10 protein-coding genes are annotated in these 12,070 nt (G+C 63.0%); 8 read left to right on the top strand and 2 right to left on the bottom strand.

Annotation, left to right across the window (positions count from 1 at the left end; genetic code table 11):
• The first annotated feature begins 63 nt into the window (after positions 1-63).
• A complete protein-coding gene (locus ACN20X_RS28140; protein ID WP_016448442.1) occupies positions 64-957 on the top strand; it encodes a LysR family transcriptional regulator in 894 nt (297 codons plus the stop codon).
• A gap of 304 nt (positions 958-1,261) precedes the next feature.
• On the opposite strand, the gene ACN20X_RS28145 is transcribed toward ACN20X_RS28140, so the two are convergent.
• Positions 1,262-3,334, bottom strand: a complete 2,073-nt coding sequence (locus ACN20X_RS28145) for a TonB-dependent receptor (RefSeq protein WP_016448443.1) — start codon at positions 3,332-3,334, stop codon at positions 1,262-1,264.
• A 1,577-nt stretch (positions 3,335-4,911) separates the two neighbouring features.
• On the bottom strand, positions 4,912-5,919 hold the full coding sequence (locus tag ACN20X_RS28150; RefSeq protein WP_016452734.1) for a formamidase: 1,008 nt from the start codon (positions 5,917-5,919) through the stop codon (positions 4,912-4,914).
• Positions 5,920-6,079: 160 nt separating this feature from the next.
• Between ACN20X_RS28150 and ACN20X_RS28155 the strand changes: the two genes are divergently transcribed.
• The 7 genes from ACN20X_RS28155 to ACN20X_RS28185 are packed head-to-tail and all read left to right on the top strand — an operon-like array spanning position 6,080 to position 12,064.
• Positions 6,080-6,469 carry a Fur family transcriptional regulator gene (locus tag ACN20X_RS28155; protein ID WP_016452735.1) on the top strand — a complete coding sequence of 130 codons (390 nt, stop codon included), beginning with the start codon at positions 6,080-6,082 and terminating at the stop codon, positions 6,467-6,469.
• A 37-nt stretch (positions 6,470-6,506) separates the two neighbouring features.
• Entirely contained in the window at positions 6,507-7,718 is a 1,212-nt protein-coding gene (zigA, locus tag ACN20X_RS28160) for a zinc metallochaperone GTPase ZigA (protein ID WP_016452736.1), read from the top strand.
• 60 nt (positions 7,719-7,778) lie between these two features.
• Complete coding sequence (folE2, locus tag ACN20X_RS28165) at positions 7,779-8,693, top strand: GTP cyclohydrolase FolE2 (RefSeq protein WP_016452737.1); 915 nt, start codon at positions 7,779-7,781, stop codon at positions 8,691-8,693.
• Positions 8,690-9,850: a CobW family GTP-binding protein gene (locus tag ACN20X_RS28170; RefSeq protein WP_016452738.1), complete on the top strand. Its 1,161-nt coding sequence runs from the start codon at positions 8,690-8,692 to the stop codon at positions 9,848-9,850. Before folE2 ends, ACN20X_RS28170 begins: the two co-directional genes overlap by 4 nt.
• On the top strand, positions 9,847-11,253 hold the full coding sequence (cysS, locus tag ACN20X_RS28175) for a cysteine--tRNA ligase (protein WP_016452739.1): 1,407 nt from the start codon (positions 9,847-9,849) through the stop codon (positions 11,251-11,253). Before ACN20X_RS28170 ends, cysS begins: the two co-directional genes overlap by 4 nt.
• Positions 11,250-11,507, top strand: coding sequence for a membrane protein insertion efficiency factor YidD (gene yidD / locus ACN20X_RS28180; protein ID WP_016452740.1), 258 nt, complete (start codon positions 11,250-11,252; stop codon positions 11,505-11,507). Before cysS ends, yidD begins: the two co-directional genes overlap by 4 nt.
• On the top strand, positions 11,504-12,064 hold the full coding sequence (locus ACN20X_RS28185) for a gamma carbonic anhydrase family protein (protein WP_016452741.1): 561 nt from the start codon (positions 11,504-11,506) through the stop codon (positions 12,062-12,064). Before yidD ends, ACN20X_RS28185 begins: the two co-directional genes overlap by 4 nt.
• Positions 12,065-12,070: the final 6 nt, after the last annotated feature.

The raw sequence follows: 12,070 nt of genomic DNA on the forward strand, positions 1-12,070 counted from the left end.
CTTCGTTTGAACAAACCAGAGTTATTCGCACCTAAGATTCGGTTTTTCCGCACTGGAGCGCGCATGCTGAACTACCGCCATCTGCATTACTTCTGGGTTGTGGCCAAAGCAGGTGGCTTCGCCAGGGCAGCCGAGCGGCTCGACATGGCAGTGCAGACCATCAGCGCTCAGGTACGCGAGTTGGAGAAGGCATTGGGTCAAGAGCTGCTCAAACCCTCGGGCCGTGGCGTGGCGCTCACTGAAGCGGGCCAGGCCGCCTTCGCACGCGCCGAGGAGATCTTCCAGCTTGGCCAGGTCATTCCTGACGAGGTGCGTGAAGCGGCTAACGGCAAGGTGGCGCGTCTCGCGGTGGGATTCTCCGACGGCATCTCCAAGCTCGCCGCCCACGCGCTGCTGGAGCCGGTGCTGACAACCACCAACCTTCGCCTCGTCTGTCACGAAGGCGAATTCGAACAACTGCTGGGTGAGCTCGCGTTGCACCACCTGGACTTGGTGCTTGCCGGGCAGGCCGCACCACGTAACCCCAATTTGCGCTTGTCTAGCGAACGGCTGGTAGATGCGCCGGTCGAATGGTATGGTCCCGCGAGCATTGTGGGCAAAACCGAGCGCGATGGGTTTCCGTACAGCCTGAATGACCTACCCGTGCTGCTTCCGACCGGTCACTCGGCCTTGCGCACGACGCTGGAGCACTGGTTCATGACCCAGGGCCTGCGACCGCGCATCGTTGGAGAGTTCGAGGACAGCGCACTGCTCGCTGTCTTCGCTGCGCGAGGGCTGGGCGTGTTCCCGGTTAGCCGCCTGGGCGCCGGCGGCATCGGTGTGATGCGGGGCCTGAGACTGTTGGGAAGCGCCGATAGCGTGAAGGAAGAGATCCACGCCATTCGCTCTCGGCGCGGCCAGCATCATCCGCTGGTGCAGAAAATTATGGGCGCCGCGGCGACCGGAGTCGCCGGCTGAATCGCTGCCGGCTCGGGCGACAGGTCGGTACGCGTCGGCGTAACGGGCTCGGGCTGGCTGAAGCCCCAGCGCCTCGTCCAGGCCGACTCACCACCTCCTGCACAACGCTTGGATTCATGCGCTCGCCAGTTGCTGCCGGGCGAGGCGTTCCGCCCGTTCTCGGCCACGGTCTACTTTCCGACCTTGCTGATTTATTGGCCGGGACTGCCCAAGTCACGCACCGTGCGTGACTTGGTTGCCAGTCTGCTGAGTGCGCGCAACGCCTGAGCAGACAGCCTGGGAAAGTCGCACGCAGACTACGCCATCACCACTTCACGTTGAGCGACACAAAGGCCGAGCGGCCCGCGCCAGGCGAGTACATGGGCTGGGCGCTGTCAGCGGGCCAGAAGAAATTGTCCCACCACACGTAGGCGAACTTGCGGTTGGCGAGGTTCTTCACCTGCAGGTCCACGCTCACGGTTTTGGAGAGGGCATAACGTGCATTGAAGTCCAGCAGCACAAAGCTGCCGAACTTGCCCTGGGCGTTGAGGTCGTCTATGAAGTAGCTGCCTTGTGCGCGCGCCTGTAGGCCCAGGCGCAGCGCCTCGTTCGCCTGGTAATCCACCCCGGCGTTGGTGATGTGGCGCGGGGTGGCGAACACCTCCTTGCCCGCCAGCGAGGTGCCAGATGCGGTGAACGCACGGCGCACCTTGGCTTCCTGTAGCGAGTGCGAGGCCCACAGCGTGACTGCACTGCCGATGCGGGTGGATGCCTGAAAGTCGATGCCCTTGCGCCGGGTTTCGCCCAGGCTCACGTTGGTGCCGGTGCTGGGCATGTTGGCCACTTCGTCGGTGGCGTCCTGCTGCCACACGGCCACGCGCAGGTCGGTCCGAGGGCTGGGCTTGAACTTTACGCCCAGCTCGGTACCGGTGTTGATGGACGGGGCGAACTTGGCCTGCGTGGCGGAGGTGATGTAGGCTGGTGCGCGTGATCCGGTCAGGATCTGGAAGGTGCGACCCCAGTTGGCATAGACGCTGGTCGCGTCGTTCACGCTGTACACCATGCTGAGCTTAGGCTGCTTTATCCAGCCGTAGTCCTGCAGCGGGCCGGTGGTGCCGCTGGGGCTCAGGGCGGTACGGCCAGAGAACTTGTCCAGGCGCAGGCCCGGAATGATCTTGAGCTGGTCGGTTGCATTGAAGATGGCCTGCACATACGCGCCCACGTTGTTCAGCGTGTAGCGGTCGTCGTTGGAGGTGTGCGTGGGGTTGCTGAACTGCGTAGGCACCGCATAGGCGTAGCGGTAGCGCTGGTACAGGTTCTTCTGGCGTTCTATCTGGAGGCCGCCGTCCACCGTGAGCGTATCGCTGGCGCGCCAGGTGACGGTGCTCATCAGGCCAGTCTGGTCTTCGTCCCACACGCGGCGCTGGCGTGGCAGGTTGTTCAGGCTGGCAGCAGCGCTGTTGGTGAAGGTGACGCGGCGGTCATCGTCGTAGTGGTTGAAGTAGAGCTTGTTGCTCATGAACAGCGCGGGGGTGGCCTGCCAGTCCAGGTGCAGGCTAAGGTGCTGCATCTGGCGGTCGTCGCCGTCGTTGGCGTTGTGGGCGCCGGTTTGCTTGCGGTTCTGGGCCATCTCGGTGGCGGTCATGAAGCCGGGCTCTTCGGCTTTGTGCGAGTACAGCCGGGCCACGGCACCGACTTTCAGCGTCCTGTCTGCAGAGGTCAGGAACCATTTACCGCCCAGCGCGTACTTTTCAGAGTCGGAATGCGCGCGGTGCCCGTCTGAGCCCTGGTGGGCAATGAAGTAGTTTTGCGCAAAGCCGTCAGACTCCCGCCCCAGGGCGACTTGCACTTCGCGAGTGGCGTGGCTGCCCACGGTCACGCGGCCATCGCTGTAGTTGCCGCCCTGACGCGTGCCAAAGTTGATGCTGCCGCCAATGTTGTGCAGGCCGTAGCGCGGGTCGTTGGTGCCGCGCACCACTTCGATAAAGTCCAGTTCCAGCGGGAAAATCATGTCGATGAAGCGCTGGTTGCCGCTGTTGACGTTGCTGGGGATGCCGTCGATCAGAACCTTGATGCCGTTTATATAGCCCTCGCCGTTGAAGGCGCGGAACGTGGCCTTACCAGACTCTGCCCCCATGCGGGTTTCGGTGAGCTGGATGCCGGGCAGCTGGCCCAGCAGCTCCCAGCTTTGCATCACGTTTTTGTCCTCGATCTTGTCGGCTCCCAGGATGTCGACTGAGGTGAGCAGGCTGGTGGGTGGCAGGGCACCGCCGGTGCCCGAGTACACGGGCACTTCGCCCAGAACAATGACGGAATCGCCTGCGGCGTGGGCAGTGGCGTGCAGACAGGCAAGGGTGGCCGCCAGCGCGACAGGCAGCATTTTGGAAGGAAGCGACACAGAAAAACTCCTGAGACCACAGGCCCCATGCAATGAATCAAAAAACCGGATACACCCGCAGGCTGCGCCGCTTTGGAGCGGTGCTGGCACGGGCCAAGGCGCCGCTGCTGCGTGGTACGCAGCGGGCGCAGTCAGGGTCAGACGTTCAAGTGGGGGGGCGGAGCGCGGGGTGCGGGCGTGAGCCAGCCGGGCGATGCGTGGTCAGAGCGCGTGGCCGCGCCGGGCGGTCCAAGCTGGCGGGCTGCCGCCAGTACAACGCCGAACGTGGCGGCGGTTGCTGCGTGCTGGTGACCGAAAAGATGCTGGCACACCACACAGGCGTCTGCCCTGTGGGCGTCATCGTGATCACCCGTGGCAGCCAGTGTGATTGCAGCCGCTGCATCAGCATCGTTGTAACCGGCATAGCGCACGGGTACCGACTCGAGGCCGGGTTCTGCAAGGTGGGCCAGCTGGTGCGCCCACGGAAGCACCGCTGTGCTGCACAGGGCCAGCCACAGCAGCCCTATGAAACGGTGAATCCAGGCGCAACGCATGGGCGGCAATGATACCGGCGCGTAGCCCCGATGCGAGGGCATTGGCTGCGTCAGAGGGGGTAGCAGGGCACCTTTTGCACCAGCATGGGTGCCTGCGCTAGGGTGGGGATGCCACCACTGGGCTGCTGCCGGTTTCAAAGACACCTTGTAAGGTGGAAGATGAAACCGGAGGTGGTTTATAGGAACAAAACGGCAGTTCAGCCGGGAATTCAAGGGCGAAGCGGTCAAGCTGGTGACCGAGTGAGGGGTTGCAGTGGCGCAAGCGGCGCGCGACCTGGATATAAGTGGCTTCTACGCCTGGTTGGTGAGGCCACGCAGCCAGAGTGATGAGCGGTGAGGTGCGCAAATACGGCCAAGCTAGGTGCCGAAAGCAGCCATTGGTGAAATTTTGCTTCCCCCTGTGAATTCAACCGGTCATTGCTGCATGTACGCCTGCTCGAACCACACGAAATGCTCACCCAACAAAAAAGGGCAGGCGTCAAGCCTTTCGCGCAATTCACGTAGGGCTTGAAACCTTATACGAGGCAATAGGTTAGCCCTGTTTCGTGCCGCCTGCTGTGATACGGCGTTGTGGGCTAGGAGCCACATAAGAGCTTGGAGAAAGCAAGCCGGATCGCGCTGTGGCGGTGAAGACTGCCGAAGAATAACGGACTTGTTTCATCGTCAAAGTCCATTCCACCGCCCCCTATCCAGAACAAAGAACGCGCAGCTTGGGGCTGCGCGTTCGAGGGATGACCGCCGGCGAAAACCCGCATCGTCAGCTTGGCTTTGGAAGCTCGGCCCTGCCCGCGCCCCCCTTCCTGAATCCCGGTCGTCAGCGATAGACGCCCCCAGCATGTGCGGGATCAGCGTCACGGCAATGTTGATAGTCCACCGCTTAATGTGCAAGCAGCTGTGCAGCACTCTGCGGCGTCTGTAGGCTGACGCCGATTGGAGGGCTCACTCATCTCCTTGACTCCGAGATCCTCGCTCGCAGCCCCGCGGAACATCCACGAGCCCCCACCGGAAGAAGTAGAGTTGGCAAGCCGCTCCGAAATCTCCGGGCTACTTCGGCATGGGCCCCAGCTTGACGCCATCCGGGTAGTACTTCCAACCATCCCGGATCTTCACCTTGTCATCCCAGGGCAGCTTGTACTGGCCGTTAGCCAGGTCTTCCACCCATGTCAGGTAGTTGGCCCTCTCGCCGCCTGGCTTGCCGACATAGGCGCGGCAACCCAGGTTGAAGATGTTGTTCTCCAAGGCCCAGTGCTCACGGGCCTTGTCCACGAGGCGCGGGAATAGCTCGGCTGTGACGATCTCCCACGGGTTGCGATGGCCTTGCTGAACCACGTTGCCATCGTAGTTGCAGACCGTACCTTCGCCGAAGTAGTAGAAGACCCCGTCGTAGCCCGCGAGGTTCACCGCCAGGGTGTACATCAGGTTCTGCCAGGCATTGGTGCGGTTGGTCCAGATCCACTGGTCGTTGACTTGGGTCGAGTAGCCCGAGATGCGAATGTAGACATTGGCACCCTTGTAGGCCGCCTCGCGTGCCAGCTCGGGGAACATTCCGTCGTGGCAAATGCACACGGCCAGCTTTGCTCCCTTGGGACCATCACACACCGGCATGCCGAAGTTGCCTGGCGACCAGGGTTCAATGGGAACCCACGGCTGCAGCTTGCGATAGTGCAGTGCCAGCTCACCGTCCGCATTGATGATGATCGCGGTGTTGTAGGGGGGGTTGCTGGGATCTTCGTTGGGCTCCATCACCGAGAACACGCCCCATACGTTCGCTTGCTTGCAGGCTTGTTTGAAGCGCCCGACTTCGGGGCTGTCGACGGACAACAGCATCTCATCGTAGGTCCAGATTGCAGTGTTGAGCCCTTGCGTCGAGTATTCGGGGAACACGATCAGGTCAAGGTCCGGATAGCCAGCCTTCGTGCTGGCCACCGTGCGGCAGATCTGGTCAACCTGCACCTGAATGTCCTCAGGGCCTTTGATGACGGGAACAGGGTATTGAATCATTGCGACGAGCAATGCTTCATCCCATGCGCTGACGCTTCCTGTGCTTGCCATGGCTGTATCTCACTTTCTGCAAATGGACCCTTTGACGACAGGGCCAAAGTCGTGGAGCCGAGTTTTGCAAAACACGCATCAGTGCTGAATACGTTGCCTAGCGTATTCACGGAAAACGAATGTTATGTTATAACATTACTTGAAACTTTCAGGAGTCACTGTGGAATTGACCGCCAACCAGCAACGTGTCCTTTCGACGCTGAAACAGGCTCAAGCCCCTCTCAGTGCCTACAACCTGCTCGACCAACTGCGCGGGCAGGGTTTCAGCGCGCCTACCCAGGTGTACAGGGCGCTGGAGCGTTTGATTCAGGACGGGCTGGTGCATCGACTGGAAAGTCTCAATGCCTATGTCAGTTGCACCCGTGCTTCAGGCTGCCAACACGGCCCGACGGCTTTTGCCATTTGCGACAAATGTGGTCATGTCGATGAATTCGTTGACCGCTCACTCGGGCGCAGCTTGGGAGCGTGGGTCAAGGAGAGTGCGTTCTCGCTGCGCGAATCCACCATCGAACTGCGCGGCCTGTGCGGCAAATGCGCCGCGCAACGTTGAGTGCGTCCTGAACCTCGTATTGAAAGACATAAACACGATGAAATCCTTAGCTCCTTCCGCATCCAACAAGCTCCCCGTCACCGTCCTCTCCGGCTTCCTCGGTGCGGGCAAGACCACGTTGCTCAACCACATCCTGAACAACCGTGAGGGTCGGCGAGTCGCGGTCATCGTCAACGACATGAGCGAGGTCAACATTGATGCCACACTGGTGCGCGACGGCGGTGCCGAACTCTCGCGCACAGACGAAAAGCTGGTGGAGATGAGCAACGGCTGCATCTGCTGCACCTTGCGTGAAGATTTGCTGGTGGAGGTGGATCGGCTTGCCAAGGAAGGCCGCTTCGACCAACTCGTGATCGAATCCACCGGCATCTCGGAGCCGCTGCCCGTGGCCGAGACCTTCACCTTTGCGGGCGAGGATGGCCGCAGCCTGGGCGACGTGGCTCGGCTCGACACGATGGTGACGGTGGTCGACGCTTTCAACTTCCTGCGCGACTACAGCTCGCGCGACAGCATTCGCTCACGCGGCGAGTCGCTGGGCGAGGAAGACCAGCGCACGGTGGTGGATTTGCTGATCGACCAGATCGAGTTCTGTGACGTGATCGTGCTCAACAAGACCGACCTCATCACGGACGAAGAGCGCGAGCGGCTGATGGCGATCCTGCGCAGCCTCAATCCACGCGCACGAATCGAGATTGCGGCGTTCGGCCAAGTGCGGCTTGAGCGCGTGCTGGATACCGGCCTGTTCGACTTTGACGAAGCTTCCAAGGCGCCCGGCTGGCTGCAAGAACTGCGCGGCACGCACACGCCGGAGACCGAGGAATACGGCATCCGCAATTTCGTCTATCGGGCACGCAGGCCATTTCATCCGCAGCGCTTCTTCGATTGGGTGGAAAGCGAATGGCCCGGCGTGGTGCGCTCCAAGGGCTTCTTCTGGTTGGCCAGCGATCCGACGCTGGCGGGCAACTGGTCGCAGGCGGGTGCGGTGGCCCGGCACGGCCCTGCTGGCTACTGGTGGGCTGCGGTGCCGCAGGAACGCTGGCCGCAAGACCCCGAATCCGTCACTCTGATCCGCACCAAGTGGGACGAGCGTGTGGGCGATGCCCGACAGGAGCTGGTGCTGATCGGCATGGACATGGACGAAGCGGCGTTGCGCGCACGCTTCGATGCCTGTCTGCTGACCGACGAAGAAATGGCCCAAGGCCCGAAGGCGTGGACGACTTGGCACAACCCGTTCCCCGACTGGCACTGACTTGACCGTGCTCCCCATGCTCTGAACCGGGTGGGGGCGCACCCCCACTGGATTTTGAGCATGAATGCAGCGCTTCCCGACGTTTCACTGACCGACATTGCCCCCAGCCTCAGTCCGCTGGCATGGGTCGGCATGCAGGGCATCGATCTTCCCATCACGGTGGCAGAGCCGCACTGCCGGCGCGAACTGCATGCGCGCGCCGATGTGCAGGTCGATTTGCCGGCCCCACATGTCAAGGGCATCCACATGTCCCGCCTGTACCGGTTGCTCGACGCCTTGGGGCAGGGAGAGACGCTGTCGCCTGCAGGCCTGCGACATCTGCTGCTGGCCATGATCGACAGCCATCAGGACTGCGAGACCCGCAGTGCGCGGCTGCGCCTGAAGTTCGCGCTGCTGGTTCGGCGTCCGGCTCTGGTCACGCGGGGGCTGTCTGGATGGAAGTCCTATCCCGTTTGTATGGATGCGTCGCTCATCCATGGCACGTTCAAGTGCCGCGTGCAGGTCACGGCGGGCTATTCATCGACCTGCCCCTGCTCGGCGGCGTTGTCGCGGCAGATCATCGAACAGAGCTTTCTGAAAGCCTTCGGCCGGCAGCCCAAAGTGGAGAAGGCCGACGTGGCGGCCTGGCTGCATCAGCATGCCACGCTGGCCACTCCCCACAGTCAACGCAGCGAGGCCGAAGTCGCTGTAGATGTGAATGGCGACGGCGACACACTCGGTCTGCTGGCACTAATCGACCGCATCGAGCAGGCCGTGGGTACGCCCGTTCAAACGGCGGTCAAGCGAGCCGACGAGCAGGCGTTCGCGGCACTCAACGGCCAGAACCTGATGTTCGTCGAAGACGCGGCACGGCGTATCGAGGCTGCATTGAGCTGCCACGCCAATCCCCGCGTCCATGTCCGACACCTGGAGAGCCTGCACCCGCACGATGCAGTGGCCTGGGCGGCTCCGATGCCTGAAGGAGTTCGCGGATGACCACCGAATCCGGACCCAGCCTGATCCCCGTCACTCTGCTGACGGGGTTCCTTGGCAGCGGCAAGACCACCGTGCTCAACCACCTGGTGCGCCAACCTGAGCTGGCCGATGCACTGGTCATCATCAACGAGTTCGGCGAAATGGCGCTTGACCACCTGCTGGTCGCCCACAGCACCGAAAACCTGGTGATGGAAATGAGCAGCGGTTGCCTGTGCTGCTCCATCCGCGGCGATCTGGTCAAAACCCTGCGCGACATCACCTGGCGCTTCTCGCGTAACGGCCAGCGGCAGTTTCGCCGCGTGCTGATCGAGACCACCGGCCTGGCCGATCCGTCACCGATCATCCACACGCTGATGACCCATCCGCAGATCGCGCCGAAGTACCGGCTCGATGGCATCGTCACGACCGTGGACATGGCCACAGGCATGCACACCCTCGACCAGCACCCGGAAGCCGTCAAGCAGGCGGCCGTGGCCGACGCGCTGCTACTGACCAAGGTCGATCTGGTCTCGGACGAGCAGCGCCAAGCGCTGCTGCGCCGGCTCGACAGAATCAACCCGGCCGCCCCGCGCTGGGAGGTACGGGGCGGCGAAATCGCACCGCAGAAGGTGCTGAATCTCGGACTGTTCTCTGCGGACGGCAAGACCCCCGACGTGGTGCGCTGGCTGCGAGAGGAAGCCTATGCGCCGGCGCATGAACACGCACACGATCACCACAAGCACGAACATCAGAGCCACGACCACACCGCGCACGAGTCGCACGGCCATCATGAGCACGATGACGGTCACGCGCACGAGTCGCACGACCATCACGACGTGAACCGCCACGATGACCACATCCGCGCGTTCTGCTTCCACGTCGATGACCCGATACCCGACGAGGTACTGACCAACTGGCTCGAACTGCTCATGGCCTTCGTGGGCAGCAACATCCTTCGCGTGAAAGGCATCCTCAACGTGGAGGGCAGCGCGCAGCCGATCGTCGTGCATGGCGTGCAGCACATCTTCCATCCGCCCGTGCCATTGCCCGCCTGGCCGAGCGAAGACCGCCGCTCGCGCCTGGTCTTCATCACCCAGGACGTTGACCGGGAGGTGGTTGAGCGCACGTTCGAGGCGCTGAGGCAGGCGCTGCCACAAGCGGGAGAGCCGACCGCATGAACCCGCCCATCCAGCTTTACAACACGCTCGTGCGCAAGAAAGAACCCTTGCACACCGGGCAGCCCGACCGGGTGACGATGTACGTGTGCGGCCCCACGGTCTACAACTTCGCCCACATCGGCAACGCGCGGCCTGCCGTGGTGTTCGACGTGCTGGCCCGGCTGCTCCGGCAGGACTACCGCGAGGTGGTCTATGCCCGCAACTTCACTGACGTGGACGACAAGATCAACGCGGCGGCGGCCACCGATGGGGTGCCCATCGGCACCATCACCGGCCGCTACATCGACGCTTACCACGAGGATATGCGGGCGCTGGGGGTGCTGACACCCGACCTGGAGCCGCGCGTCACCGAGCACATTCCCGCGATCATCGACCTGATCCGGAAACTGATGGCGCGGGGCCACGCCTACGCCGAACAAGGGCATGTGCTGTTCCATGTGCCGTCGTATCCGGCCTATGGGCAGCTCTCGGGGCGGCGCACTGAGGACATGCTGGCCGGCGCCCGCGTGGAGGTGGCGCCCTACAAGCGCGATCCGATGGACTTCGTTCTCTGGAAGCCCTCGATGCCGGAGCAGCCCGGCTGGGACAGCCCCTGGGGCCGGGGCCGCCCTGGCTGGCATATCGAATGCTCGGCCATGATCGGCCAACACCTGGGCCACACCATCGACATCCACGGCGGCGGGCAGGATCTGATCTTCCCGCACCACGAGAACGAAGTCGCCCAGGGCACCTGCGCCCACGGCGCGCTCTACTGCCGCACCTGGGTACACAACAGCTTCGTCACGGTGGAAGGGCAAAAGATGTCCAAGTCGCTGGGCAACGTGCTGCTGGTGCGAGACTTGCTGCAACAGGCGCCAGGCGAAGCCATCCGCCTGGCGCTGCTGTCCACCCACTACCGCCGGCCGCTGGACTGGGGCGCCCAACGCCTGGCGGCGGCGCGACAGGCGCTGACGCGCTTCTATGCCAGCCTGGCGAAAGTCGAACACGTTTCTGCGTTGGCAGACACCACCCCCGATGCACAGGTGCTGGAGGCACTGCGCAACGACCTCAATGTCCCTGGGGCACTGACCCGCCTGCACGCGCTGCGCACGAAGCTTGACGAAGCGGCGACGGACACGGCGCGGGCACAGGCCAAGTCGCGCCTGCTGGCTTCAGCCGGTGTGATCGGCTTGTTGCAGCAGACTCCGAGCATGGCAATGGAGGCGCTTGCGCCATCGGACTGGGCGCGGACGGTCAATGCCCACCGTGTCCGAGAACTGTTGGACGAGCGCCAGCAAGCACGGGAGCGCCGGGAATTTGCCCGCGCCGATGCGCTGCGGGGCGAACTGGAGGCAGCCGGCTTCATCGTGGAAGACACGCTTAAAGGCATGGTGGTTCGCCCCAAAGGAAAGGAACTGGCATGACGCGCTGGCCTGCCCGCATGCTGGTGCTGCTGGTACGCGGCTACCAGTTGTTCATCAGCCCGATGCTCGGCCCGCGCTGCCGGTTCCACCCCACTTGCTCGCAGTACGCCGTCGAAGCCTTGCAAACGCATGGGGCCGTCAAGGGAGGTTGGCTGGCACTGCGGCGCGTGCTGCGCTGCCATCCGCTGCACCCAGGCGGGCATGACCCCGTGCCACCCGCCCAACCAACAACATCACAGCCCAACCCACCATGATCCGCAAGAACCCACGCGGCGACCTGCCACAGATTCATCCCAGCGCCTTCGTCGATCCGACCGCCATCCTGTGCGGCCTCGTGGTCGTCGAGGAAAACGTGTTCATCGGCCCTTATGCGGTCATCCGTGCGGATGAGATGGATGCCGATGGGCACATCGACCCCATCGTGATCGGTGCCCACTCCAACATCCAGGACGGCGTGGTGATCCATTCCAAGTCCGGTGCCAGCGTGCGCATCGGGCAGCGCACTTCCATTGCCCATCGCGCCATCGTGCATGGCCCCTGCGCCATCGGCAACGGCGTCTTCATCGGCTTCAACAGCGTGCTGTTCAACTGCAAGGTCGATGACGGCTGCGTGGTTCGCTACAACGCCGTGGTCGATGGTGTGCATCTGCCTGCGGGCTTCTATGTGCGCTCGACCGAGCGCATTGGCCCGGACACTGATCTTCCCTTGCTGCCGCAAGTGCCTGCCGCCGCCAGCGAGTTCTCCGAAGACGTGGCGCGCACCAACAACGAGCTGGTACTTGGCTACAAGGCCATCCAGAACGAGTTCTAACCATTC

Source organism: Delftia sp. PX-1, assembly GCF_055797465.1.

Coding starts and splice junctions, on each gene's coding strand:
- zigA (WP_016452736.1), top strand. CDS start 6,507: ATGAAATCCTTAGCTCCTTCCGCATCCAACAAGCTCCCCGTCACCGTC.
- ACN20X_RS28185 (WP_016452741.1), top strand. CDS start 11,504: ATGATCCGCAAGAACCCACGCGGCGACCTGCCACAGATTCATCCCAGC.
- folE2 (WP_016452737.1), top strand. CDS start 7,779: ATGAATGCAGCGCTTCCCGACGTTTCACTGACCGACATTGCCCCCAGC.
- cysS (WP_016452739.1), top strand. CDS start 9,847: ATGAACCCGCCCATCCAGCTTTACAACACGCTCGTGCGCAAGAAAGAA.
- yidD (WP_016452740.1), top strand. CDS start 11,250: ATGACGCGCTGGCCTGCCCGCATGCTGGTGCTGCTGGTACGCGGCTAC.
- ACN20X_RS28150 (WP_016452734.1), bottom strand. CDS start 5,919: ATGGCAAGCACAGGAAGCGTCAGCGCATGGGATGAAGCATTGCTCGTC.
- ACN20X_RS28170 (WP_016452738.1), top strand. CDS start 8,690: ATGACCACCGAATCCGGACCCAGCCTGATCCCCGTCACTCTGCTGACG.
- ACN20X_RS28140 (WP_016448442.1), top strand. CDS start 64: ATGCTGAACTACCGCCATCTGCATTACTTCTGGGTTGTGGCCAAAGCA.